Here is a 26105-nt window from a genome sequence, read left to right on the forward strand (position 1 = left end):
CCTGCATAAGCCCGTCCTAGAGATTTGCGATTTCTTCGGGGGTTAATCCTGTCCACTTTGCAATCTGAACAGCGGAAATCCCATCAGCAAGCATGGCGCGGGCAGTTGCAATCTTTTCTTGAGCAATTCCCTGTTGCAATCCCTGAGCAATTCCCTGAGCAATTCCCTGTTGTATTCCCTGGGCAATTCCCTGCTGCATTGCGGCATTGAGCCCTGAGCGGATGTCGCGCTCAAAAGATTCCTGCTTCCACTGCGCTATCCAGAGCGCCTTGTTTTTGCTGATGTTCGAAAGCGATTTCTTTGCCTGCATAAGCCCGTCCTCCTTGCTGGTGAGATTTTTGATAAAGTCCTGCTTTTTTGGGTTGTCGGCGTCTTTTAAGAACAATGCCCAATTTTCTAATTTTGAATTCGTGTCTATAGATTTCTCCAGTTTTGTGATTTTTGGAAGCTCTATAAAAACGACATTCAGCGTGTTGGAAAGCTCAAGCCCGTCTTTCGTGCGCATTGCATAGCGGTTTATGGCATTCCTGCTCTTCGGCGTGTAGTGGAAGTTCAGGACCGTAATCTGGAAGACAACGGGCGCGGACTGCCAGTCATCGCCTTTTTCGAGGTAAGTGGTCTCAAGGCGGGCAACATGATATTCGGCACGCTTTCCGTAGTCATATTGCTGGTCGAACGCCTGCATCTCAATCTCGGCCATTCTCCCGTCGTCGAGCACGCAGGCTATGTCGTAGCTCACGTTGCGCTGGCCGTTGTACGAAACGGGCGCGTCGTTCGCCGTCAGCTCGAAGGATTTTATCTTCTCTTCTGTAGCCGCTTCCAAAAACGAGTGCAGGGCCGCCCGCGACTCTTCCGTTGGCTGAGTGAACATTGCCTTGAAAGTCGAGTCGATGCGCGGGTTTAGCAGCGCACCTGTGTGCATCTGAGAGACATATTCTTCTTCGGAAAGGAATTTTGAACCGTTCATGGCTTTAGTATAGCACAAAAATAGGATTTGATATAAGGAATGTCCGTAAATGGGGCGAAGTATTTGAGATTCCGAAACACGTTCGGAATGACGGATTTTCATGTCATGCAGAACTCTCAATGCACGTCATTCAGAACCTGCAAGACTCGTCATGAAGAACTCGTAAGCACGTCATGCTGAACTTGATTCAGCATCTGCCTCTCTGCCATAAAAGAGATTCCAAAATAAATTCGGAATGACAAATCGGCCAGTTGCAAAAAGTAGAAAATGCGTTGGCTTTAGCACGGCCGAAATCAACAATAAAAACAAAAAAGCCCCTGCACGGAATTTGCACAGGGGCTAAACAACATGTATTAAAAAACTGGCATTAAAATTTTAGCAGTTCTTATTACATCTTAATGCGGAGTACAACTGGGATGTCGAATGTTCCCTGAGCTCCACCGTCTTTTGGGTTCAAGTAGTGAACATAGCGGAGTGCTGTTGTAACAGCAGCGTTCTTTCCGGCAGAGATTTTTGCACGGCCAGAAACGTTGAGGTACTGTGAGCCGTCATCTTTAACATCGTCGTTGTTGTCGAGGTCTGTGTTGAAGTATCCGAGGTCGAGGGCAGCTGTGAGCAAGTCGTTAACTTTGTAACTGAACTCACCAGCAACCTGCATAGCGTTTTCTGCGTCTGCATCTTTAACAGAGAGAGATTCGTATTTTGCACCGAGTGCGAAAACTGCTTCTGAAGTGATGTTGTACTGAGCGCGGAAGTCAACAGCGAATGCTGAATCGATTACGTCCTTCATTGTTCCGTATGTGAAGCCAACTACAACATTCTTTGTGTTTGGAATCATCAATGGAGTTACATAGAGACCGAATCCGTAAGCCTTGTTGAGTGGGTTCTTGAAGATGAAGTCGAATTTCGCCAAGTCTTCTTTTTCCCAAGCAACTTCTGCAACGTATCCTGCTGACTGGGCGAATTTGTTTCCGTCTTTGTCAGTGTAGCTGTCATAAGGTTCTGATGATACAGTTGCAGGTTTTGAACTATCACTGTTAGTAGCGTTTTCTGTGAGACCCGCACGGAGCAAGAGTTTTCCGCCACCAATGTCATCGAGAGTGTACTCACCGAGCAAAGCGTGGTTCTTCTCACCGTTTGGTCCAGCAACGTTACCGAAGTCAACAAGCCAGTTCAAGGATGAAATTTTTGTAAGCGCGTTTGTGCCGTCAACCTTCAATGCACCAAGACCGTTCTTTGAAGAAATACCCATTGTCTTAGAGAACTCTTCATCGAGGATACCCTGCTCTGTAGCAGTGTAGTTTCCGCGGTTTGTGTAGCGGAGGTCGAATTTTCCGCCAGTCAATTTGAATGCGCCCCAGTTGAGCCATCCGTAGTAGTTGTCAACAGCGAAAGAGCTGTCTGAACCGTTTACTGTGAATTCCGTCACAACACCTGCAAAATCAGTGCTTCCTTTGACACCGAGAGTATCTTTGCTTCCGCCGAATCCGTCGAGATCCCACAATGTTGAGCTGCTGTAAGCATCTTTAGCGTCTGTTTTTGTGTAGTTTGTGATGCTGTAAAGATTTGGTCGAACACGAACGTTATTTGTTACTGTTACTTCTGCAGTAGCCAATGAAGCTGCAACAGCTGCCAATGCAACTGCACTAACGATTTTTTTCATAAAAAATCCTCCTATTTTTTTGTGACAGTTTTGAACCAACGGTTTTATTAAACAGTCACTGTATTCTCAATATTAAACCACTTTTTTTCTAGCAATGTTCAGTTTTTTCAATTTTCTGTCATTTTTGCTAAAAAAACGTCATAAACTACAAAAAATTCATATTTAGAATCAAATTAGTTATTTATTTGTCTGCCAGGAATTCTATCGGTGAAGATATTAAAAAAATAAGTGAATTTTGATGATTTTTTTTTAGAAAATAAGTACGGAAAATTTCAAGAAAGTTAAAAAGGGGATTCAAAATTCATTTTTGTCATGCAGAATTCGCAATCCATGTCATGCACAACTCGCAAGCGTGTCATGCTGAACTAGTTTCAGCATCTGCATTTGAGATTCCGAAGCCAGTTCGGAATGACGGGTTCTAAATTTTGCGTGACAAAGTTCCACGCTTAAAAGAAAGATTCTCGGGAAAAGCAAGATTTACACAAATTTTTGACTTTCAAAAACAAACACGAAATTGAACCCATAAAAAATATTTTGTATTTTTCAGAAAAACGTCTTTTTGACGAAATACAAAATATTTTTTTGCAGTTTTACAAATTTTTAAACAAATACACCGTGTACTTTCGTGTTTTTCGCCAAGCGAACAAAATACACGGTGTATTTTTAAGAATCTGGCTATTTTGAACAAAATACAAAATATATTAGCCAGAAATTTTACTTTTAAAGAAAATATCAAATGATTTTTGCGTACGAGTTGAGTCCGTTTTTACATCTGAAAATTTGCCATTCGGTTTTGCAACTCTTCTTCCGACATTGCAAGTTTTGCCGCGGCATCTTTTATTGAAAGCAGACCAGACTTTATCAAATCAAAATACGCAGAAAAGATTCCTTGCTGCTTCCCCAATTGAATTCCTTGCTGCTTTCCCTCGTTCCAGGCTTTTTTTGCTTTGGTTTCGATTATTGGTCCTCTCATAATGTTATCGACTCCTTGCAAGACTTTTTCGTATCTTGCGGACAAAGCTCTTACAACGCTATCGGTCAATTCGATGATTGTGAGTTTTTCGAACTCACCGATAAGTTCCATTTTCATCAGTTCATCAAGTTTATCTACAATCTTTTGGAACTCATTTTTGAGTGCCAGAAGTTTTTCTTCATTAGTATTGTATTCCGCAAAATCTGCTTCAAAAGTAAAAATATAAAAAGGCAGAAGAAGAATCAAATTCTTTTCAAAAATCTCGTCGAGGTTGTACGACTTGATTTTCATTATGGGAATCCTGTAGCTTACGGTTCCGCCCGGCGTTTTTATAACATACCGATAGCTCTCAGGAGTTTTTTTTGTGTTCCTCAGATACAATACCGCAGAATTCGGAAATTCCACAGTGAGCGTTTCAAGGCTGTTTTCGCCTTGGTCAAGTGCAATCTGCGCATCATATTCGAACAGTCGGACGAGCATTCTGCTGTCGCTTGTGCTCTGACATTCCCAATGATAATTTTTGCGTTTTTCACCGACGACCGTAAAATTCGTGTCGGTAATTCTTTTTTGCTCAGACTCGTCTTGCTGGCTTATAAAATGCTCGTTCGGGAAAAATATGATTTCTTCGTTGCCCGTGTAATGCTCGCCGAACGCTTCATTTATAAGCGGCAGAATCAACCGTGAGCAGTCATTGATAAGTGTGCGGAACGCGCTGTCGTAAACATCACTCATACTTGTATTTTACTACGATTCCCGACTTTTTGTGTAGTGTTGAGCGAACAAAACTGCTTACAGAAAGACAGAGATTTTGAAAAACAATTTCTAAAACAACGGAAAAATCCAACCCAAGTTTTTGCTAAAAGTTATAAGGAAAAAAGGGAGGATTTTTTATGAAAAAAATCGTAGCTGTAGCGACGCTTGCTTCTTTGCTTACGGGTGCTACATTCGCTGCTGATATAAGTTTTTCTTATACCGGCAAGAACTACTTCACGTCTAACGGCAATGCAGGCGTAAAATATGATCATGACAAACGTTCGGACTGCATTTCATTGGGTCTGAAAAATGAATACGCGGGTGCAGTTGTTGATTTTGATAGAGATACAGACGGTACACAAGCATCTGGTATTACTGTAGATTCTTTCTATGGCTGGATGGATTTTGCAGCAATCAGTACAGAATTTACAGCTGGTATCTGGAACAGCCGCTATGCCGACAACGTAAAAACTGATGCCGGAGACCTTGATGATGAGGACTTCATCGGATGGAACTATGGTGTAACGAACGGTTCAGTTGCAAAGGATGCCGGAAATCTTACAGAAGGCAAAATTGCAATGGTTGCGGCATATACAAATAAAGAAGCTCTTCCAGGCGAACTTTTGGTAAAATTTGGTTTTGTAAACAGCGCTTGGGATTCCTTTACAAAAACTGACACAGACGGTAAATATACCCGTACAAACAGCTATGGATTTGTTGGTGAAGTTGCTTTCAAGCAGGAAAACGTATTTAACGTAAACCTTGCAATCAAATCTCTTACAGCACACAACTACTCATTCGGTTTGTATTTCAGTCCGCTCATGGTTGAGAATCTTCAGGCAACAGCAGGTTTTGCTCTCGGTCTTGATGGAAACACAACTTACAAAGCAGAGGGCGACACTGGCCTTGAATACGCATTTGACCTTCGTGCACGCTATGCTATAACAGATAAATTCTCAATCACAACAGCTCATAACTTCTCAAGTGGTCTTACAACTACTGGAAAAGACGGTGATGCAAAAAAATGGAATGACAACAAATTGGCAATGTTGAACCAGATTAACGTAACATACGCTTTCCTTGACAACATGAAGTTCGGTTTGAACTTGCAGCATTCGATTTCTGATTTTGATGCGGCATATCCTTCTGCAAATACTCTTATTGTTACACCTTCTGTAGCAATTAAGGCGACTGAAAAAGTAAATGTTACAGTTGCTTCTCGCGGTACTTTTGAAAACATCGGATTTGGCAAGGGAGCTGAAACATTCAATCTTACGCTTCCTTTAATCTTCTCTTACAACTACTAATTAAGAGTTGCACTTGAACGATTAAAAAAATCTTGGAGGATTTAAATGAAAAAAATTATAAGTGCACTCGCTGTAAGTGCATTGGTTTTCGGTTCAGCGGCTGCTAAAACCTCAGTGAACCTCAACTATAGAAACGGTGCATACCTTTATTCTCACACGGACAATGGTGAGGAAGGTTCTGCTAATGAAACATCATCAACATTCGGTTCTTTGAATAGCTATAATGGTGGACAGGATACATTGTCATTCAAGGCATCTGGTGATGTTCTCGATTTCCAGCTCGACTTGCAGCCATCTATTAAAAATACTGGCTCAAATTCAGACCAGCTCCGCTTCAACGTTCTTAAAATTGGCGCAAAATGGGGCGGATTCCATATGCAAGGTGGTTGGATTGGTGATGGTTTGAACGGCGGATACCGTGTAACAAACGATGCTTCAAACAATGAGGGTGCTTTCTTTGAAACATACAAACTCGGTTCTTTGTTCAAAAACTCATTGTCAAAATATTCTGATAACCAAGTTTCAATTGCAAATGTTTTTGACGACAGAAGTTTCTACGGACAAGCAGACTACACAATTGCAGCGGATGACCTTAAAGTCAACCTCAAAGGTTCTGTAATTTCTGACCGTTACTGGAAAAGTGTAACAGCTGAGCAGAACAGCGGCGACAAGGGGTGGTCTGTAGTCGCAGATGTTTCAATCAAAGATTTGTTCAAGACTGAAGCGTTCGTAAAGGGCGCAAACGTAAGTGCTAAAAAGAAGGGTGAAACTGCCGCTGACACAAGACTTGCTCTCGTTCCAGGTCTCTATTTCCAGTGGCTCGGAACTGAGAACCTTATTGCAACAGTAGGTGGTGCAGCAACTGTTTATGACGGTGATTTCTCTGACTACAGTGCAGACTTGCGTGTTCGCTATGCAGTTGATGAAAATCTTTCAATTACTTACTACTTGAAGTATTCTGCACTCGATACAGACAAATTCATCTCTAAAAATGCTTATGCAGCAAATGATGCGGTTGACAAGAATGTGGGATTAGGAGCTGCATTTACTACAGACGCTGTACTTTGGAACTTTGTAAACGCAAGCTACAAAATGTCTCCTTCTGTAACACTCGCTTGTTCTCTCGGTGCTTTGACAGACCTTGGCGATGGCAAAGTTGCTGATAACAAAGAGACAAAGAACGGAACAACGATTTCTGTTCATCCTAATGCAGAATTCTTTGCAGGAAAGGGCGCTTCAATCACTGTAGGATTGGCAGGAACATTTGCTGGTCTTGGTGCACAGAAAGATTCTACATTTGGTGAGAATGCAAATATTAGCTTTGCAGTGCCAGTTCTTTTCCGTGTAAAAATGTAAAATTCACTGAAAGTTAGCAGATTTTTTTATACATGTTGTTTTAGGGTCGGTATGAGTTTCATACCGGCTCTTTTTGTTTTTTTATATAAGAGTATTTTTATTCTTGTTTGAATATGAAAAAAATATTTATTAGATTCAAATTAGTTTTTATTTCTTTTTGTTTTTTTAGTTGTGCTTCATCAAATTTCTCTTTTACCGAATCTGACTCTGTTGCCGTTGTTGGAGTGAGCGGCAATAAAAATCTTTCAGAACAGGTAGACACACTTTATGTCCGCAGTGATGAAGAAGATCTTGATGATACAAGTGTGCTTTCTACAGTAGTTGACAAATTCCTTCACGGTGAAAATCCAGAATTACTCACAGCACAAGAACGAGTTGACTATGGCGAAGAATATTTGCGTTCGGCGTTGGCAAATATCGCAGGGGTGCGGGTGACTCCCAAAGAAGATGTGCTAAATTCTGAGCAATACAAGAATGCAGCGCTGAATCCTCTTGGTATGTTTACGACATGGATTCCTGCAACTGGATTTGACAAAAATTTATATTCGATTGGTGCTAAAAAAGCCCGGCTTATGATGAGCGAATTGGGCGTATCAAGGCTTGTTACTGCAGAATTTAGATTCAATAAGATTTTTGCTGACGAATCTAAAGTCAAAACAAATGTTCGGGCACAAGTCATAATGGATGTGCTTGTTTATGATGAAAAGGGTAAAATTGTGGTTATGAAATCTTTTGACGCAGTTTCTGATGAAAAACTTGAGGTAAAGAATTTTAAGTATGATACAGAGGCTCTGGTGGCATTGTATCCGTCTGTCATAGAAATTGCTGTAAATAAATTCGTAGTCTCTTATATGAATTAAAAATTTTGCGTTTTTACAAGGTGCGGTGGCTGTTTTCAGCACGGCCACCCTTGCTTGAGCGTTTCAGATTATGCATTTTATGTGGAGTTTTTTGGAGAATTTGCGAAAAAACAAAAAAGCGATTTCTTTGCCTGCATAAGCCCGTCTTCCTTGTTGGGGAGATTAAAGGCTCTGAAGTTCCGTTTCTGACAGCCCGGTCAGTTTAGAAATCTGCTCTAAAGGTATTCCAGTGGAGAGCATATTTTTTGCTACTTGTGTTATTCCCTGTTGTATTCCCTGCTGCATTGCGGCGTTGAGCCCTGAGCGGATGTCGCGCTCAAAAGATTCCTGCTTCCACTGCGCTATCCAGAGCGCCTTGTTTTTGCTGATGTTCGAAAGCGATTTCTTTGCCTGCATAAGCCCGTCCTCCTTGCTGGTGAGATTTTTGATAAAGTCCTGCTTTTTAGGGTTGTCGGCATCTTTTAAGAACAATGCCCAATTTTCTAATTTTGAATTCGTGTCTATAGATTTCTCCAGTTTTGTGATTTTTGGAAGCTCTATAAAAACGACATTCAGCGTGTTGGAAAGCTCAAGCCCGTCTTTCGTGCGCATTGCATAGCGGTTTATGGCATTCCTGCTCTTTGGCGTGTAGTGGAAGTTTAGGACCGTAATCTGGAAGACAACGGGCGCGGACTGCCAGTCATCGCCTTTTTCGAGGTAAGTGGTCTCAAGGCGGGCAACATGATATTCGGCACGCTTTCCGTAGTCATATTGCTGGTCGAACGCCTGCATCTCAATCTCGGCCATTCTCCCGTCGTCGAGCACGCATGCTATGTCGTAGCTCACGTTGCGCTGGCCGTTGTACGAAACGGGCGCGTCGTTCGCCGTCAGCTCGAAAGATTTTATCTTCTCTTCTGTAGCCGCTTCCAAAAACGAGTGCAGTGCCGCCCGCGACTCTTCCGTTGGCTGAGTGAACATTGCCTTGAAAGTCGAGTCGATACGCGGGTTTAGCAGCGCGCCTGTGTGCATCTGAGAGACATATTCTTCTTCGGAAAGGAATTTTGAACCGTTCATGGCTTTAGTATAGCACAAAAATAGGATTTGTGATGCAGAGGTGTGGATTATTGAGGAGTGTGCATAAAAATCAGTTGGCCATACGCGTGAATGAGCGACAACCAACTGATTTTTTTTAGCGGCCGAATTGTTTGTTCAGCCAATCGAATGCGGCGGCTTGCTCTGGCGGCAAGAATGCGTGTTCGCCATCTTTTATGATTACAGTATTCAATTTGTCGTCCGCTTTGTTTGCCTTCCAAATCTTGTGCATTTTTTCGTAAGCTTCATTGATTCCTGCGATTGGATTTACCGGATCGGAATCTCCGTTTATGAACATCATTGGCTTTGGAGCGGCAAGTCCCGCTACATCTGGATAATCGAGATATTTTGCGATGAACGGATGCAACATTGAGAATGCGGACTGTCCTTTCAGCTGTCCGTCGCCAATCTGCATGTGGTTTATCATCGTTCCCATCCAGCAGACAGAGACTCCGGCTGTAATATCATCGCTCAGGGCTGCGAGCTGCCATGAACGGAATCCTCCCATACTGAACCCGATGCAGGCCACGTGTTTTTTGTCAACTTGCGGAAGCGAAGCGAGGAATTTTGCCGCACGGCAGTCTTCTTGCGCGATGATTCCTGCAAAGCTCGTTCCCATGTTGAACAAATTTGAGGCCAAGGCCTGCTGGCTGTCTGTTTTAAATCCTTCTACTGAGCGATCCCCCCAGGCTAAAGCGTCAAAACTCAGAACGACGTAACCGCGCTTTGCAAGTTCGTCTCCTGGGAAAGTTTCGTCAAAATATTTGCTCGACCAAGCTTCTGCGGTCTGTAGTTTTCGTTCATCAGATTCGGTTTTGCCAAAAGGTCGGACCATCTTTTCTTTGCCGATTGTGAATTTTGACCCGTGGTCGTGGAGCATCAGCGCAGCTGGAAATTTCTCGTTCTTTTTGTCTGAGTTCGGAATCAAAAGATATGCGAGTGTTCTCGTGTCTTTGCTGATGTTAAAAACGACTTTCTGGGCTTTGTAGCCTTCACGCTGTTCTTCTTCAATCACGGTCATGTTGAACGGAGTTTTGTCTTCTTCCTGAATTATCAGTTCCCGCGCTTTTTCCAGACCTGCTTTTTTCCATTTTTTAGGATTTGCACCGTCTTTCCAGCCCAAAGAAAAATTCATTCTTGATTTTAGGGCTTCATAAAAAGTCGGCATCGCCCTGTCCGGGGAATTAATCTGTTGTGTAACATAATCGGCAGACGAATTGGTTTGTGCGCCTGCGTTTAGTGAAATTGCGAACGCCATTAATGATAGTGCTAGAATTTTTTTCATAATTTGAACCTCTTTTTAAAATTATAAAAGTTCGGCCAGAAAAATTACGTTGAGTTTTGAAATTTTTCTGACCGAACTTGTTACTTTCTTAAGAGATTTCCTTATTTTACTTCGCTCTCGTCAACAATGACTTTTTTGATGTGCCAAATGTCTTTTACGTACTCTTCGATTGTGCGGTCAGAAGAGAACTTTCCTGAATTTGCAATGTTCAGGAGAGCTTTTCGTGCCCAGCCTTTTTTGTCTTTGTAAGCTTCGGCTACTTTTTCCTGTGCTTTTACGTACAAGTCAAAATCGGCGAGAACATAGTAAATATCCGGTCGTTGACCTTCAACACCGTAGACGAGGGAATCATGCAGTTCCTTGAAGATTTGGCGTGTTGGGTCGTAAGTGCCGTCAATGAGCTGTTCCACAACTTTTTCGAGGGCTGGGTTTCGTTCGAGATACTGCTGCGGATTGTAAGAGTGGTTTTCTTCCATCTTCTGTATGTCTTCCGTCAAAAGTCCGAACGGGAATCCGTTTTCTTTTCCGGCTTCTTCAAAAATCTCGATGTTCGCACCGTCCATTGTTCCGAGTGTGAGAGCGCCGTTTATCATAAACTTCATGTTCGAAGTTCCCGAAGCTTCTTTTCCTGCTGTAGAAATCTGTTCAGAAACGTCTGCTGCCGGGAAGATTTTTTCGGCTACGCTTACGCGGTAATTCTCGATGAATACAACGCGGAGTTTTCCGCCAACGCGACGGTCATTGTTGATTCGCTCGCCGACTGTGTTAATCAGTTTGATGATTGATTTTGCCCGTCGATAGCCCGAAGCGGATTTTGCACCAAAAATAAATGTTCTTGGCGGCGGGTTAAAGCTTGGGTCTTCAAGAAGCCTGTTGTAAAGGTACATGATGTGAAGAACGTTCAAGAATTGGCGTTTGTATTCGTGGAGACGCTTTACCTGCACGTCAAAAATCGAATCCGGGTCAAGGAATTCATTCTGCTTGTGCTTGAGATAATCAACGAGAACGCTCTTGTTGTGCCGCTTGATTTCGATGAGTTCTTCGAGTGCGTCATCGTCATCTGCGAATTTTTCAAGTTCCTTGAGTTTGGTAAGGTCTTTTTCCCAACCGTGACCGATTTTGTCCGTAATGAATTTTGCGAGTTTTTCGTTAGCGGAGCAAAGCCAGCGGCGCTGCGTAATTCCGTTCGTTTTGTTGTTGAACTTTTTAGGATAAAGTTCGTACCAGTCTTTTAGCTCGGCTGTCTTCAAAAGCTCGGTGTGCAATGCCGCAACGCCGTTTACGCTGAATCCTGCGTGGATTGCAAGCCATGCCATGTAAATTTTTCCGTTGTGGATGATTGACATGCGGTTTTGTTTTTCGTAATCCTCTGGATATTTTGCGCGAAGTTCGATAAGGAATCGTCGGTTGATTTCTTCAACAATCTGGTAGATTCGTGGAAGAAGGCTCTGGAAAATCGGGATGTCCCATTTTTCGAGTGCTTCTGCGAGAATCGTGTGGTTCGTGTAAGCGAAAGTTTTTGTGACGATGTTCCATGAATCGTTCCAGCCCATTCCGTAGTCGTCCATGAGAATTCGCATGAGTTCAGGAATTGCTACTACTGGGTGGGTGTCGTTAAGCTGGATTGCGTGGAGTTCCGGAAATTTTGAGAAGTCGGTTCCGTAGTTGTTTACGAAGTGGTGAACCAAATCCTGCAAAGATGCCGAGCAGAAGAAATACTGCTGCTTTAATCGGAGCGCTTTTCCCTGAGGTCCGTTGTCATTAGGGTAGAGGACACGGCTTACGTTTTCTGCTTCGTTCTGTTTAAAAACGGCCTCGTTGTATCGCATGTCGTTAAAAAGCTGCAAGTCGAATCCTGCCGGAGAAGAAGCCTGCCAGAGCCGGAGCGTGTTGACGGTATTCGTGTCGAAGCCGACGATTGGCATGTCGTAAGGTGTTGCAACGACTTCTTCTGCATTTTCAATGTAGAATCTGTCCTGCCCGTCCGGAGTTTTTCCGTATTTGATTTCTCCGCCGAATTTTACGATTACTGCAAGGTCCGAGCGTTTTACTTCCCACGGGTCGCGGTGTTTGAGCCAGTTGTCCGGATATTCAACCTGATAGCCGTTTTCGATTCTCTGCTCGAACATTCCGTATTCGTAGCGGATTCCGTAGCCGTGGCCAGGGTAGTCGAGAGTTGCCAGGGAATCAAGGAAGCAGGCTGCAAGACGTCCGAGACCTCCGTTACCCAAACCTGCGTCTGGCTCTTCGTCTTCAACAAGGTTAAAGTTGATGTTCATTTCTTTTAGAACCTGTTTAACCTGGTCTTTGATTCCTAGATTGATGAGGTTGTTGCTGAGCGCGCGTCCCATCAAGAATTCAGCAGAAAGATAGTAAAGCTGTTTTGTAGGCTTTTTCTCATATTCACGGCGGGTTGCCATCCATGCCGGCATGATAAGTTCCTGAACAGAAGCGCTTACCGCATCAAAAAGGTCGTGACTGTTTGCCTGAGAAATGTCTTTGCCGTATTGTCGTCGCAATCGTGCCGAAAGATTTTCTTTGAACTTCTCTGCATCAAATTTCATAAGATTCTCCTTTAAAAATTTTCTATATAATAGTCCATTTATTTGCTATTAAAAGTGGACTCTGATTCCTGACGAAATTCCGTGTGATTTTTTTAATAAATCGTCCGTTTTGGAATTTATTGTTCGCAAATATTTATATGTCGAAAAAAATTCAGTCCTGTTCAAAAAAACTCCTAAGCCAAAATAGGATTCCCAACATTCTTTTTGTGGGTTGAAGCAGAATGTGTTTTTCCACTCTAATGAAAAAGGTCGAAACGGATAGGAGCGGATAAGTGCCGCCAAAAGGAGCCCGTTCCCGACGGAAAGGCTTGTATCTCCGCTTATGTTGCCCCAGCCTATATCACCGTACAGGCTGAATTTTGTATATTGCAGCAATGCCAATTTCCCCCCTGCTTTCAAGTTTGTTACTGACTCGGAATTTTTTTTTAGAACTGTCTGTTCCAAAAAAATTCCGAAGAACGGTACAGGTTGAAATTCAAATTCAACTCCTGTTCCGTATCCTAATTCTTTTTGGTATTGACCCGAAATACTAAAACTTCCCCTGTACTTTTTGCTCACCTCGTCGAAGTACAAGTTCGATGACTGATGAAGAATGTATTTGTCGTATCCATCGAAATATGGATAAGGCATAAAACGCGCTGTTGCAGAATGCAGAATTATTCCTGTCAAATACGGTGTTAAGAATGATGAATCCAAATCTATTGGATATTTAGAATTTGAATTTTTCGCAAAAATACTTGTTTGGGAAAAAAGTATCAAAAAGATAAAAATACGTTTCATCCGATTTTAAAATCTGAAATTGGAAATGCAACGCAAATTTCATCATTTTCAAAACTGGTTGAAACAGATGTCTTTGCCGTATTGTCGTCGCAATCGTGCCGAAAGATTTTCTTTGAACTTCTCTGCATCAAATTTCATAAGATTCTCCTTTAAAAATTTTCTATATAATAGTCCATTTATTTGCCTATAAGCACCACGATTGAGTTTGCAACCGCAACGTAGTGCTCCTGTGAGTTTAGAACTTCCTCCTGACCGTCAAAAAGTGCGCTGTCCATGTGTTCAAGGCTCGTGTCTATCAAACGGTACCATTTGCGCTCGTATGAGGCTTGCGGAATCGTTATGGTAAGGTCGTGAACGTCCATATTGAAGGCGATGTAAAAATCATTGTCTTCCGGGGAAATGCCTTTTGACTTGCCGCCGAGACGTAACGCAAGAAAACGATTCATATTCTTCCAATCCGGAATCGTTCCGTCAAAATCGAACCAGGAAATGTCCGGCGGATTATTGTATTGGGACGTTGCCGCTCCGCCAAAAAATCTGTTTCGCTGGAAGACTGGATGCCTTGTTCGCATTGCGATTAATTTTTTTACGAAGTCCAGCGTAGTCGCGTTATTTTTTACGTCGTCCCAGTTGAACCAAGAAATCTCGTTGTCCTGGCAATAGGCGTTGTTGTTTCCGCCCTGAGTCCTTCGAACTTCGTCGCCGGCCACGAACATGGGAGTTCCCTGCGAAATAAAAAGCGTCGTAAAGAAATTTTTTATTTGGCGAGAACGTGTTCTGTCGATTTTTGGGTTCAGGACTGGTCCTTCAAAACCGTAGTTGTAGCTCAGATTGTTGTCGCTTCCGTCCCGGTTGCATTCGCCGTTCTGCTCGTTGTGCTTGTAATTGTACGTTACGAGGTCGTTCAGCGTAAAACCGTCGTGTGCAGTTATAAAGTTGATTGAATTTGAAGGATTTCGTCCGCTGATTGCAAAAAGGTCGCTGGAACCTGCGATTCGCGTTGCCGCTTCCGTCGTGGATTTTTCGTCGCCGCGCAGGAATTTTCGGATTCCGTCGCGGTAGTGGTCGTTCCATTCGCACCAGCGGTTGTTCATTCCGCCGGGAAATCCGCCAACTTGATATGCTCCGTCGCAATCCCACGGTTCGGCAATTATTTTTGTATTTCTTAGAACTGAATCCTCTGAGATTCGCGAGGTGAGAGGACAGTCCGCCATTAAAAAGCCTTTTTCGTCGCGGGTAAGAACTGAGGCAAGGTCAAAGCGGAATCCGTCAACGTGCATTTCGAGAACCCAGTAGCGGAGACAGCTGATGATAAAATCTGCCACCACAGGATGATTGCAGTTGACTGCGTTTCCGCAACCAGAGTAGTTCATGTAGTATTCTTTTTGGTCGTGAACGAGATGATAGAAAATCGAGTTGTCGAGTCCCCTGAAACACATGGTAATTCCGTGTTCGTTGCCTTCGGCGGTGTGGTTAAAAACCACGTCGAGGATAACTTCGATTCCTGCGTTGTGGAAGGCTTTTACCATGTCTTTAAATTCGCGCACCGCTCCGCCAGGGGTTTTGTCGTAGGCGAACGAGGCTTTTGGGGCGAAGAATCCGATTGTGGAATATCCCCAGTAATTTTTTAGCCGCGAGCCTGTCATCGGGTTTACATTTGAATTTTCGTATTCGTCGAATTCAAAAATCGGCAGAAGTTCTACCGCAGTGATTCCCAACGATTGCAGGTATGGAATTTTTTCGGTCGCACCGAGATAAGTTCCCGGATGCTCAACTCCAGAGGTTGGGGAAGCCGTAAAGCCTTTGAGGTGCATTTCGTAAATTATTGATTTTTGAAGTGAAATCTCAAGCGGTTTGTCGTCGCCCCAGTCGTATTCTTCATCATCAACAACTACGCATTTTGGGTATTTCGCAAGATTCTGCGTCTTTTCTGCCGTTAGATATTTAAAAACAGAGCCTTTTGAAAAAGCCTTTGCTTTTGGGTCAAAGAGATACTGTTTTTTGTCGAAGCGATGGCCTTTTTTGGGGTCAAAAGGACCGTCTGCCCGGTATAAATAAAGTGCGCCGGGTTTTAGCCCTTCCACGTAAACGTGCCATAAATCCCCGGTTCGATTGATGTTTGGGTCGAGTTCAATGGTTTTGTATGGTTGGCCTGATTCCTCTGTTTCAAAAAGTTCCAGATAAACTTTTGTGGCGTGGCGACTGAACACAGAAAAATAAACACCGCGCGCAGTGATTTGAGTTCCATTATCTAACGGTTTTCCAGGTAAAATTCGAATCGAATCCATAAAGAATATTTTAACATGGGAAATAGGGAAACGCTACAAGTTTTCTTTGAGAATAAAAGTTGACTTGTGCGTTTCCCGCGAGTTTTGCTAGAGCAAAACTCGCGCTCTGGTGGGCGGGCTTGCAGGTGTTCGCAAAACGCGGCGGCAAGGAAAGCCGCGTTTTGTGAGGTGAGGTTTTATTGCTCGCGCGATGCTCGCAATTATGGGAAGCGATGCAAGTTGACTCGCGCTTTTGTGGGCGGGCTTTCAGGTGTTTTTAATTGCCGTCATGCCGAATTTAGTTCGGTATCTACATTAGCAGGCTATACGAGCCCCCGAAATAAGTTCGGGGTGACATTTGATGCAAGCAACAAAAACTAGCTTGCTGGTAAGGCGTATTATAGTGAAGCGCTAGTTTTTCTTTTGAAAAACTAGCGAGGTTCGACAACCAAAAAAAACAGTCTTGTTGGTAAGCCCTGTTATAGTGAAGCACAAGTTTTCTTTAGAAAACTTGTGAGGAGCGGCAAAACTAAACTTTTAGACTTAAGCAAAACTCCTCCGCTCCTATTTCTCCGTCGCTTTCCAAACTCCGTCCCAGGCTTCTGGCGGATTTTGTATTAGCGATTCGCACTTTGCAATATATTTTGCAGCGGCAGGGTCTTTGTCTTTTGTACTGGCAAAAATCTTTGCGGCTTCATCGAACTTTCCGCTTACGAATTGCTCGTAACCTTTTGCAAACACTTCAAAATCATCTTTTCGACCGTTGAATTCTTCGGATTGCATTGGCTCAAAAATTTCTACGCCTTCTTTTTTACCAACAACGGCGATTTTTGAAATCTTTCTGAACGCAAGCTGGCATCCGTTGTTTACAGCGCTTTCCATCGTTGCTTTTGAGCACATCGTGTACGTTCCGAACATTTTATTAGTGCCTTCAAGGCGGGAAGCCAAGTTTACGGTGTCGCCGAGCATCGTGTAGTCAAAACGGCTTCTTGAACCAAAGTTTCCTACAACCGCACGGCCTGTGTTCAAACCGATTCGCTGGAACATTGGCTTTGCGCGGTCTTTGCCGACTTCGCGTGCCTGAATTCCCAAAAGTTCTTCCTGCATGTCGGCGAGTTTTTTCTGGCAGGCGAGAGCTGCTTCAAGTGCGCGCTTTGCGTGGTCTTTCTGCCCCAAAGGTGCGTTCCAGAACGCAATAATCGCATCACCTTCGTATTTGTCGATTGTTCCGCCGGAAGCAAGAATAATGTCGGTCATTGCACTCAAATATGTGTTGAGCAAGTCTCGGAGCGTAGTTGGGCTTAACTGTTCAGAAATAGAAGTGAATCCCTGAACGTCTGAAAAATATGCCGTAATTTCGCGCTCTTCACCGCCAAGCTGGAGCGCGTCCGGATTTTCAATAAGAATGTCGATAACTGCAGGACTCAAATACTGTTTGAATGCAGCTTTTACGTATCTTCCTTTTTTTCCGTCAGTTACATAATTCTTTATGATTGAAACCGAGAATGCAAGGAAGATTGCCGCTACTGGCACAGAAACCGGGAGAATCGCACCCTTGATGAACACTGCAAATGCGAGCGCAATGTAGAGGGCACTAATAAATACGAAAATTGCGATTCGACCGACGAAAGTGCTCACTTTTGTGTGACCTGCAGTTTCTCCCAAGCAGATTCCGATGATGGTCATAAGAACGATGATTGCGATTGTTGACCAAGTTGGAATGTCGTAAATGAAGTTCCGCTGAAGAATCGTGTCCATTTGCGAAAGATGAACTCCGACTCCCGCGTAGCTTGACGAAATTGGCGTTGCGACAATATCAAAAAGTCCTGCCGCATAAACGCCAACAAAAATGTGTCCTGCGTCAAACTGCTCCGGCTCCAGCAAGTCTTCGCCAGCATTGTATTCTGTTCCGTCGGCTTCAGCCTTTTCGATTGCAAATTCGCTTCTCAAAATCGTTTCTGCGTTGTACGGATGATAGTCATCAATACTCGTCATAAACCTAACGTACATTCCGCCATCTTTTGATTTTGGAATTGACTGAATGTCGATTTTCTCCTCTGGATTTTCGACGTTAGGATTGTAAATCGGCGAATTTGGATCTGAATCGTAAATTTCATCAGAAATCAAAAGGCTCGCAATCGAAAGCGAAGGTTCTTTTAACGACGAAGTTGAATAGAATCTTTCTTGGCGGGCTGTCCCGTCCGAATCCAAAAGACTCTGAACGTTTCCGATTATTCTTGCTGAATTTTTTATTGAAGGAATCGGAAGAACCGCGTCGTCTGAATCATGCTTTTCGTAAAAAACAGTGTGAACCGCACGATTGTAATTTTTGCAGGATTCGGCAAATTTTTCGTCATCTTCGTTACCGTAAAGTGAAGGTTCCGTAAAGACCAAATCGAATGCGACTGAAGCTGCGTTTCCGCGGTTAAAAAAGTCTATGATTTTTCCGTAGGCTTCTCGCGGCCACGGCCAACTCCAGCCGAGTTCTTCTTTTGCCCAGTTAAGGCTTTCTTGGTCGATGATTACGAGTGAAATATCGTCCGAGGCTGTGAACAAAGGCGCGGTGGCTTTTATGCGACCGTCGTAGGCTTTGTTTTCGCTCCAAGTGAAAAATCCTGTGAATTGGAAGATACAAGCGAGTGCAAAAACGCAAATGCCTATAATTCCGCTTTGAACAACATGTTTTTTCTTCATAAAAACTCCGTTCATTTTTAAAGATGAATTTAATTTTATCACGTCTAACTTATGGAATCAATTTTGATTTCCGGGGCGCTTAGCGCGGTAGCGTGCCAACTATGTAAAGCTCGTAATAATCGTTCTTGGTTTTTGTGTCGTAATAATGAACCCAAAAGGAGCCGACTTTTTGCAAGCCTGAAATCGTTGTGTCCGTAAGTGTGACCGAAGCGGATTCAGTTCCGTTTGAGACGGTTGTTGTCTGGCCGGCAAGTTTATCGGCTACGGCGGCGCGCAGAATCGCGTTTTCGGAATTCTTCATGTTTTGCAGGTTCGAAGTTTTTGAAGTTACCGTGATAATCTGGTATTTTTTCATGTCGATTTTTAGAATTGAAGCGACTTTTTTTGGTTTGTCAAATTTCTTTACCCATTTTGGTATTTTTACGCCGACTTCTTTGTCTTGCCACTCAACCGTTTTTTGGCGGGCCACTGCAGCCGTTGTGATTGCAAGAATTAAAGTCAGGATTGCGATTAATTTTTTCATTCAAATTTCCTCCATATTCTTAATTATATCTTATAAATATAAATTCACTAACCTTTTATATTAATTAAACAATCCTATGCTATACTGAAAAAATGAAAGTCTTGTGAGATTTTTAAAAATTGTTTTTATCTGCGAAAATTAGGAGAATCCATTTTTTTATGGAAGAGTTTACCGAAAGTAAAATCAGCGAGTCCGTGTGGCGAAAAATGCTTATTTTGATTTTTGTGATTGCAAGTTGTATGCAGCCGTTGGTGCCTCTTTTGGGCGGAGTCCCTGAAAAAGAATTGATAGAGGCTTCAAAAATTCAGGCAACTGCCATAATCGGATTTGCTTTGGGGCTTTTTCAGCTTCTTGTTTCTGTTCAAATTGTGCTTGCGGAGCAAAAAAAAGGATTTTATTATTCCGTTTTCCTTAACGCTCTGAATATTATTGCGATTTGCATCTCGTTTTTTGTGCATGGCCAGATTCTTGCCCTGCCAGGAATTCCGCTTGCAGTCGTTTCTATAATTTTGGCATCCGTTTTAAAAAATCAGTTTACGTTCATTGCAAAAAAAAGCAACGAAATCGACAATCTTTCAAAAAAAGATGCCGTTACCGGTTTGCCTAATCGTGGCGAAATGCTCAACAAAATCCAAAAACTTACTGAATCCAAGACGGCATTTACCGCCGCCATTTTTGACATTGACAATTTTAAGCTCGTAAATGATTCTTACGGCCATTCCGTTGGCGATATGTTCATTTTGGAAAACGTGCGAAAAATCAGGGATTTTATAGGCAAATCATCAAAAAATCTTCTCGGAAGGCTTGGCGGCGATGAATTCATGCTGATTATGCAGGAATGCGAGAATCCTCTTGAAGCTGAGTTGTATGTGCGGGACATTTGCGAGATTATAAAGAATCCGTTCTTTTTTAGGCGGCACGAAATCCGAATGACGGCGAGCGTTGGAATCATTCAGTATCCGAAGGACTCTGACTCGTCTTCGTTGCTTTTTCAACGGTTGGACATGGCTTTGCACCGTGCAAAATCTTTGGGAAAAGACAGAATCGTATTTTTTGACGAAGAAATGCAGCTGGCTCTTGAGCGAAAGGCGAACATTGAGCAACGGCTCCGGGACTCTATTGCCAAGAACGAGGTTTACATTGAGTATCAGCCTCAGTACAAAGTTCCGGAGAAAAATCTGCGGGGCTTTGAAGTGCTTGCCCGCTGGCGTTCTCCGGCTTTGGGCGAGGTTTCGCCGCTGGATTTTATTCCGCTTGCCGAAGAAAGCGGATTTATTGTTTCGCTCGGAAACTGGATTTTAAAAGAGGCTTGTACTCAGTACATGCGGCTTTGTTCGGTTTACGACGTGCCTCCGATTCTTTCTGTGAACGTGTCCGTCATTCAGCTCCGCGACCCGGATTTTATTCAGAATGTGAACGAAATTCTAAAAAGCACCGGAATGCTCTGCCAGTATCTTGAATTTGAGATTACCGAAAGCGTGTGCATTCAGTCGCCTGAATTTACGAAGGGCATTCTTAACGAGCTTAAGAATATGGGAATCAGAATCGCGCTCGATGATTTTGGCACGGGATATTCGAGCCTGAATTATCTTCGAATGTTGCCGTTTGACGTTGTTAAGATTGACAAGTCGTTTATTGACACAATCAAGAATACCCCGGATGAGCGAAATATCGTAACTTCAATAATCGACATGGCCCATCAGCTGGATTTGGAAGTGATTGCCGAAGGAATTGAGAGAACTTCTCAGTTTGAATATCTCGTAAAAAACAAGTGCGATTATATTCAGGGCAATCTTCTTGGCCGTCCGTTGCCTGTTTACGCGCTTATATAATGGAAGATTTTAAGGTGATTTTTGTGGGCAAAAATCCTGACGCTTCGGTTTTGGATTTTGTGCTCGCTTACGAAAAGTATTGTGTTTCGCTTGCCGAACGGATTTTGCACCACGATGCAGACATTTTTTGCATTCTTGACGGCAAGAACCGCCTTACGGGGGTTTTTTCGTATTCGTCGGGAGGGCAAATCCTGCATTGTTTGCCGACCATTTTTTTGGCGGGGCAGGGCGACGATGAAGGTGGTGCGCAGAAACTTTTTTCATCTCTAAAAAATCATTTTGAAAAATTCAATCTCAAAAAACTTTTTAGCGTGATTGGCGAAGCAAAGTCCACGGATTTTGTTTTAAAAGCGATTTTTTCGGCTGTAAAAAAACTTCCCCTGAGTATTACGAATTTTTTGTTGATGGAATATTTGGAAGATTTTCAAAAAAAAGAAATTCAAAAAAATGATGATGAAAATTTGCAGATTTTCCGCTGCTCACCTCAGATGCTGCAAACTTTGCTACCCATGCAAGAAGCTTACGAGCGGGAAGAAGTGCTTGCCGCCGGTCAGGAATATAATGAATTTTTGAGTTCTTTTATGCTAAAACGTGCGCTTCGTTTGCAAAATGTTTACGTGCTTGCGTCCGGGAAAGTTATCGTTTCCAAGGCGACTTTTAATGCGGTTTCGAACAGCTTTGCCCAGCTCGGCGGAATGTACACGGCTCCCCGGTTCCGGCGGAACGGTTACGCTTCAAGGCTCGTTAATTTTCTTGTGGCGCAAAAAAAACTTGAAGGCAAAAAAGTTGTGCTTTTCGTAAAGAATTCAAATTCGATTGCGAGAAGTCTTTACGAAAATTGTGGTTTTACCCCTTTTTCTGGATTCAAAATCTGCTATTATTGATTTTATGTTGTTGTTTGCATCCGGCAGGACCGACATTCCGGCTTTTTACTCAAAATGGTTCGTTAACCGCGTGCGTGCGGGCTTTGTGGACGTGCGAAATCCGTATTACGGCGAGCAGGTTACGCGCTACAAGCTTGACCCGTCGGTTGTGGATTGTCTTGTGTTCTGCACGAAAAATCCGGCTCCGATTCTTCCGTACATTGACGAGCTTAAAAAGTTCGGGCTGTATTTTTTTGTGACGGTTACGCCTTACTCAAAGGAGATTGAGCCGAACGTTCCCGAAAAATCCAGCGTGATAGATTCTGTGCTTGAGCTTTCAGAAAAGGTCGGAAAGAATTCTGTTTGTTGGCGTTACGACCCGATTTTTGTGGACGGCGAGAATTATACGGTTTCGAATCACATAAAATATTTTAGGCAGATGGCGGCCCGGCTCAATTCTGCGACAGACCGTTGCATAATCAGTTTTGTGGATTTGTATTCAAAAACAAAAAAGAATTTTCCTGACTTAAAAGAAGTTTCCGAGAATGACCAGATTTTTATTGCCCAATCTTTTTCCCGGATTGCCGGCGAATACGGAATGACAATCGAATCTTGCGCCGAAAAGCTTGACCTTTCGCCTTTTGGGGTGGAGAAGGGCTGCTGCGTCGGAAAAGAGCAGATTGAGAAAGCGACGGGAATAAGGCTTTTAAAAACTGGAAAGCAGAATCTTCGCCAGCACTGCCTGTGCCTTCCAACGCGGGATATTGGCTACTACAACAGCTGTCCGCATTTGTGCAAATATTGCTATGCGAATTACGACGCCAAAATCGTAGAAAAAAATTATTCACTTCACGACGATGAATCTCCGTTTTTGATTGGAAATTCCCGCCCCGACGACGTAATAAATTTTGCTTCGCAGGAATCGTGGGAAGATAAACAGCTGCTTTTGTTTTAGTGCCCGGACAGATTCGAATGAACGCGGATTCAAATTTTTCGATTGAAGTAGCAACTGAAAAACATCTGAAAACAGACTGAATATTTTAAAAAACTCCCTTTAAAATATCTTTACTTAAAAAGAAAAATTAAACTATACTCTTAAAAATTTCTTAAACTGTTTTTGCTAAGAGGAGTATTTTTTTTAATGAAGACAAGAAAACGAATGTCTATTTCGAGCAAATTTGCACTGAATGTTTCAGTTATTATTATCGTGCTTATTGCTATCTCTCAAATTGTAGTTGGTGTGTCGTTTGAAAAAAAAGCAATGAATGATTTTTACACATCGGCTAAGAATGTACTTGAAGATTTTTCGAATTCTATTTCAATCTTTTTTACGGCTAAAGAAGCTGAATTAGGTGTTTTTGCAGAAACTGCGGAAGTAAAAGCTGCCGATGATTCCATTCATTCTTACATTTCTGAAAGCGGAACCGTGCAGATTATGGGCTACGAGAAAAGTGATGTTGAGGAAGATATTAGAAAACTTGCAAAAGTTTTTGCGTCACACGACACTGATATTTCTGAAATCTATCTTGGCACAAAATGGGGCGGTTACGCGACGAACCTTGATGGTACGATGAACGGTGGCTATGACCCTCGTGTTCGTCCGTGGTACTTGGAAGCGAATAAAGGCAGTGGCAATTCCGTTATTACAAGTGCATTTGAGAGCACGACAGGTTCCGTTGTTGTCGGAATTGCAAAAAGTGCCTATGACGATAATCTTGATTTTATTGGCAATGTGGCGATGGAAATTACGCTGGATGACATTACGCAAATCCTTAAAAAACTTGATTTTGGCGAACTCTCATTCGTAATGATGGTTCAGTCTGATGGAATTATCCTGGCGGACACTGCGCATAATAACATCTTTAAAAATGTGGGCGAATTAGGAATTACTGAACTTGCGAATTTTATAAATTCAGATGCTTCTGACGGTGTGATTATGCTTGCGGGGCGAACGTATTTTACAAAGTCTATTACGAACCCAAAAACAGGCTACGAAATTGTTGTTTGCAGTCCTAAGGCTACGGTCAACGCATCGTTCCATGACACTATGATGCGTTCTTTTATAATTTGCGTTATTTTGGGAATCTTCTTTGCGCTTTCTACGGCATTTGTTTCCCGTTCAAAACTCCGGCCGTTAAAAATTATCGGTTATGAAATTAGCGAGAACGCAAAGGAAATTGCAGATGGTTGCGGAAATTTGACAAAACGACTTTCTGTTAATTCAAAAAGCGAAATTGGCGATGTTGCGGCCAGCTTTAACTTGTATTCAGAAAAACTCCAGCAGATTATTGGCAGCATGAAGCATTCAAAATTGTCTTTGGGCGAGGCCGGAACTAGACTCGGCAATACGACCGCAGATGCTATGGCTGCAATCGGTCAGATAAATACTGGCATAAAAAATCTTGATGGCAATTTGACAAGTCAGAGCGTTTGTGTTACTCAGACTTCTGCCAGCGTTGATAATATTTTAAACAGTATTCAGGCCCTTGAAAAAATGGTTGGCGAACAGACTGAGTGTGTTGAAGGAGCTAGCAGTGCGGTTGAGGAAATGGTTGGAAATATTAATGAAGTAAACCGTTCTGTTGATAAGATGGCTTCGTCATTTGCGCAGCTTGCCGTTGATGCGGAAGAGGGAGCAAAAACCCAAGAGGCACTTCAGGGAAAAATTAGCGAAATTGAAAACCAAAGCAAACTTTTGAGCGAGGCTAATACTGTAATTGCTTCGATTGCGGAACAGACCAATCTTCTTGCCATGAATGCGGCAATTGAGGCTGCCCACGCAGGCGAGGCCGGAAAAGGATTTGCCGTTGTTGCGGATGAAATCAGAAAACTTTCCGAAACTTCAAGTTCACAGTCTGCAACGATTGGAGTTCAGCTTTCGGAAATCCAGCACGCGATTGATTCCGTTGTTGAGGCGACTCAAAAAGGTGTAGAAGGATATGCATCACTTGCAAACGAAGTCCGAAGGACAGATACTCTCGTTCATCAGATAAAGGCCGCTATGCAAGAGCAGAGCGAAGGTTCTTCTTTGATTACGGATGCATTGTCAAGGATGAATGAAAGTTCTCGTCAGGTTCAGTCTGCGTCAAAAGCAATGAGCGAAAACAGCCAGACCATAATCGAGGATGTAAGAACTCTAAAATCCGAAACGAATACAATAAAGCAGAGCATGGACGAAATGGGCGTGAGCGCGACAAAGATAAACGACGCTGGTTCAGACCTGTCTGACATAGCGGGCATAATGCAGCAGTCAATCATGGAAATCGGCTCACAAGTTGACCAATTCACGGTATAGAGCTCTGCCCAAAAACTTTGGTCATCCTGATGCTGAATCAAGTTCAGCATGACGTAAAACATTTTTCCGCGATTGCGAGCGATGCGCGAGCAATAAAACTGCCCCTCCAAGTTGTCGCCGTGCTTGTCGCTGCAACTTGGAAACCCGTGTAAACTGCCTCCACCAAAGCACCAGTTTTGCACTGCAAAACTGGTGGGAAACGCACAAGGTTAACTTTTATTTTAAAAGTTTGCTTGCAGCGTTTCCGAAAACGCACAAAGCTAACCTGCATTCCCCAAATTGCGAGCTTGGGGCGAGCAATAAGACTGCACCTAACAATCGCAGCATTGCTTGTCGCTGCGATTGTTAAGCCCGTGCAAAGTGCCTCCACCAAAGCACCAGTTTTGCATTGCAAAAGTGGTGGGAAACGCACAAGGTCAACTTAATTCTAAAAGTGCGCTTGTAGCGTTTCCGTAAATTGACGAAGGGTGAAGGGTGTTGTATATTAGAGAAACGAGGACGTTGCGAATGAGCGACCGTCTCCGTTTAGGTTAAACAAATAGCCCGTCCGAAGTTGGTGGCTTATGGAACGGGCTTATTTTTGCTCAGATTCTTATTTTAGTAGAAAAGAGAGCAGTGCTATAACAATATCGATAATCGCGATGGCAAGCATCACTTTTTCGTAATTCGTCATAGACGCCTCCTTCATTCGTGAAAAATCGGAGGCAGACCGTCATAATTCACAACGTTCTCGATGGTATTTATACTATAGAATTTGTTTGATTGTCACAATATAGATTTTTTTTGGTACCTTGATTTAATCGAATTCCCAATCTCTTGCAAGTCCAACCCGCTCAAAGCCCACCTTTACTCTCAAAGATTGCGAGCGATGCGCGAGCAATAAAACTGCCCCTCCAAGTTGTCGCCGTGCTTGTCGCTGCAACTTGGAAACCCGTGTAAACTGCCTCCACCAAAGCACCTGTTTTGCACTGACAAAAGTGGTGGGAAACGCACAATGTTAACTTTTATTTTAAAAGTTTGCTTGCAGCGTTTCCGAAAACGCACAAAGCCCA

Annotated in this window: 17 protein-coding genes; 7 read left to right on the forward strand and 10 right to left on the reverse strand. The window is 43.0% G+C overall.

Annotated elements, in window-relative coordinates:
- Positions 1-16: 16 nt before the first annotated feature.
- From JI65_RS00405 to JI65_RS00415, 3 genes are all read right to left on the reverse strand, one after another.
- Positions 17-1069, reverse strand: coding sequence for an Rpn family recombination-promoting nuclease/putative transposase (locus tag JI65_RS00405; protein WP_191013380.1), 1053 nt, complete (start codon positions 1067-1069; stop codon positions 17-19).
- Between the two features lie 286 nt (positions 1070-1355).
- Positions 1356-2630, reverse strand: coding sequence for a hypothetical protein (locus tag JI65_RS00410; protein WP_191013381.1), 1275 nt, complete (start codon positions 2628-2630; stop codon positions 1356-1358).
- A 766-nt stretch (positions 2631-3396) separates the two neighbouring features.
- Positions 3397-4335 (reverse strand): RpnC/YadD family protein, encoded by a 939-nt coding sequence (locus JI65_RS00415; protein WP_191013382.1) that lies wholly within the window; start codon positions 4333-4335, stop codon positions 3397-3399.
- Positions 4336-4493: 158 nt separating this feature from the next.
- On the opposite strand from JI65_RS00415, the gene JI65_RS00420 reads away from it, so the two are divergent.
- The 3 genes from JI65_RS00420 (at position 4494) to JI65_RS00430 (ending at position 7879) form a co-directional block, all read left to right on the forward strand.
- Positions 4494-5663: a hypothetical protein gene (locus JI65_RS00420; protein WP_191013383.1), complete on the forward strand. Its 1170-nt coding sequence runs from the start codon at positions 4494-4496 to the stop codon at positions 5661-5663.
- Positions 5664-5708: 45 nt separating this feature from the next.
- On the forward strand, positions 5709-7019 hold the full coding sequence (locus JI65_RS00425) for a TonB-dependent receptor (protein ID WP_191013384.1): 1311 nt from the start codon (positions 5709-5711) through the stop codon (positions 7017-7019).
- 113 nt (positions 7020-7132) lie between these two features.
- Positions 7133-7879: a hypothetical protein gene (locus JI65_RS00430; protein ID WP_191013385.1), complete on the forward strand. Its 747-nt coding sequence runs from the start codon at positions 7133-7135 to the stop codon at positions 7877-7879.
- A gap of 162 nt (positions 7880-8041) precedes the next feature.
- Here the strand turns inward: JI65_RS00430 and JI65_RS00435 are convergent, their stop codons facing one another.
- The 7 genes from JI65_RS00435 to JI65_RS00465 form a co-directional block, all read right to left on the reverse strand.
- Complete coding sequence (locus JI65_RS00435) at positions 8042-8932, reverse strand: Rpn family recombination-promoting nuclease/putative transposase (protein WP_191013386.1); 891 nt, start codon at positions 8930-8932, stop codon at positions 8042-8044.
- A 115-nt stretch (positions 8933-9047) separates the two neighbouring features.
- Positions 9048-10235, reverse strand: a complete 1188-nt coding sequence (locus JI65_RS00440; RefSeq protein ID WP_191013387.1) for a dienelactone hydrolase family protein — start codon at positions 10233-10235, stop codon at positions 9048-9050.
- Between the two features lie 101 nt (positions 10236-10336).
- Positions 10337-12799: a glycogen/starch/alpha-glucan phosphorylase gene (locus tag JI65_RS00445; protein WP_191013388.1), complete on the reverse strand. Its 2463-nt coding sequence runs from the start codon at positions 12797-12799 to the stop codon at positions 10337-10339.
- A 48-nt stretch (positions 12800-12847) separates the two neighbouring features.
- A complete protein-coding gene (locus tag JI65_RS00450; RefSeq protein WP_191013389.1) occupies positions 12848-13429 on the reverse strand; it encodes a hypothetical protein in 582 nt (193 codons plus the stop codon).
- A gap of 326 nt (positions 13430-13755) precedes the next feature.
- Positions 13756-15867, reverse strand: a complete 2112-nt coding sequence (gene glgX, locus JI65_RS00455) for a glycogen debranching protein GlgX (RefSeq protein WP_191013390.1) — start codon at positions 15865-15867, stop codon at positions 13756-13758.
- 543 nt (positions 15868-16410) lie between these two features.
- Positions 16411-18540 (reverse strand): CHASE2 domain-containing protein, encoded by a 2130-nt coding sequence (locus tag JI65_RS00460; RefSeq protein WP_191013391.1) that lies wholly within the window; start codon positions 18538-18540, stop codon positions 16411-16413.
- A gap of 79 nt (positions 18541-18619) precedes the next feature.
- Positions 18620-19063, reverse strand: coding sequence for a hypothetical protein (locus JI65_RS00465; protein ID WP_191013392.1), 444 nt, complete (start codon positions 19061-19063; stop codon positions 18620-18622).
- Positions 19064-19221: 158 nt separating this feature from the next.
- On the opposite strand from JI65_RS00465, the gene JI65_RS00470 reads away from it, so the two are divergent.
- The 4 genes from JI65_RS00470 to JI65_RS00485 all read left to right on the forward strand — a co-directional run bounded on the left by JI65_RS00470 (position 19222) and on the right by JI65_RS00485 (position 25053).
- Complete coding sequence (locus JI65_RS00470) at positions 19222-20895, forward strand: putative bifunctional diguanylate cyclase/phosphodiesterase (protein ID WP_191013393.1); 1674 nt, start codon at positions 19222-19224, stop codon at positions 20893-20895.
- A complete protein-coding gene (locus JI65_RS00475; RefSeq protein ID WP_191013394.1) occupies positions 20895-21779 on the forward strand; it encodes a GNAT family N-acetyltransferase in 885 nt (294 codons plus the stop codon). Before JI65_RS00470 ends, JI65_RS00475 begins: the two co-directional genes overlap by 1 nt.
- Entirely contained in the window at positions 21736-22713 is a 978-nt protein-coding gene (locus JI65_RS00480; RefSeq protein ID WP_197971887.1) for a DUF1848 family protein, read from the forward strand. The genes JI65_RS00475 and JI65_RS00480 overlap by 44 nt, the downstream gene beginning before the upstream one ends.
- A gap of 186 nt (positions 22714-22899) precedes the next feature.
- Positions 22900-25053 carry a methyl-accepting chemotaxis protein gene (locus JI65_RS00485; RefSeq protein WP_191013395.1) on the forward strand — a complete coding sequence of 718 codons (2154 nt, stop codon included), beginning with the start codon at positions 22900-22902 and terminating at the stop codon, positions 25051-25053.
- The last annotated feature ends 1052 nt before the right edge of the window (positions 25054-26105 follow it).

This window comes from Treponema zioleckii (assembly GCF_014737315.1).
GTDB classification, from domain to species: Bacteria; Spirochaetota; Spirochaetia; order Treponematales; family Treponemataceae; genus Treponema_D; species Treponema_D zioleckii.

Excerpts from the sequence above, each read along its gene's own strand:
- JI65_RS00405 (WP_191013380.1), bottom strand. The coding sequence starts at position 1,069 with ATGAAAATCCGTCATTCCGAACGTGTTTCGGAATCTCAAATACTTCGC.
- JI65_RS00410 (WP_191013381.1), bottom strand. The coding sequence starts at position 2,630 with ATGAAAAAAATCGTTAGTGCAGTTGCATTGGCAGCTGTTGCAGCTTCA.
- JI65_RS00415 (WP_191013382.1), bottom strand. The coding sequence starts at position 4,335 with ATGAGTGATGTTTACGACAGCGCGTTCCGCACACTTATCAATGACTGC.
- JI65_RS00420 (WP_191013383.1), top strand. The coding sequence starts at position 4,494 with ATGAAAAAAATCGTAGCTGTAGCGACGCTTGCTTCTTTGCTTACGGGT.
- JI65_RS00425 (WP_191013384.1), top strand. The coding sequence starts at position 5,709 with ATGAAAAAAATTATAAGTGCACTCGCTGTAAGTGCATTGGTTTTCGGT.
- JI65_RS00430 (WP_191013385.1), top strand. The coding sequence starts at position 7,133 with ATGAAAAAAATATTTATTAGATTCAAATTAGTTTTTATTTCTTTTTGT.
- JI65_RS00435 (WP_191013386.1), bottom strand. The coding sequence starts at position 8,932 with ATGAACGGTTCAAAATTCCTTTCCGAAGAAGAATATGTCTCTCAGATG.
- JI65_RS00440 (WP_191013387.1), bottom strand. The coding sequence starts at position 10,235 with ATGAAAAAAATTCTAGCACTATCATTAATGGCGTTCGCAATTTCACTA.
- JI65_RS00445 (WP_191013388.1), bottom strand. The coding sequence starts at position 12,799 with ATGAAATTTGATGCAGAGAAGTTCAAAGAAAATCTTTCGGCACGATTG.
- JI65_RS00450 (WP_191013389.1), bottom strand. The coding sequence starts at position 13,429 with ATGCCTTATCCATATTTCGATGGATACGACAAATACATTCTTCATCAG.
- glgX (WP_191013390.1), bottom strand. The coding sequence starts at position 15,867 with ATGGATTCGATTCGAATTTTACCTGGAAAACCGTTAGATAATGGAACT.
- JI65_RS00460 (WP_191013391.1), bottom strand. The coding sequence starts at position 18,540 with ATGAAGAAAAAACATGTTGTTCAAAGCGGAATTATAGGCATTTGCGTT.
- JI65_RS00465 (WP_191013392.1), bottom strand. The coding sequence starts at position 19,063 with ATGAAAAAATTAATCGCAATCCTGACTTTAATTCTTGCAATCACAACG.
- JI65_RS00470 (WP_191013393.1), top strand. The coding sequence starts at position 19,222 with ATGGAAGAGTTTACCGAAAGTAAAATCAGCGAGTCCGTGTGGCGAAAA.
- JI65_RS00475 (WP_191013394.1), top strand. The coding sequence starts at position 20,895 with ATGGAAGATTTTAAGGTGATTTTTGTGGGCAAAAATCCTGACGCTTCG.
- JI65_RS00485 (WP_191013395.1), top strand. The coding sequence starts at position 22,900 with ATGAAGACAAGAAAACGAATGTCTATTTCGAGCAAATTTGCACTGAAT.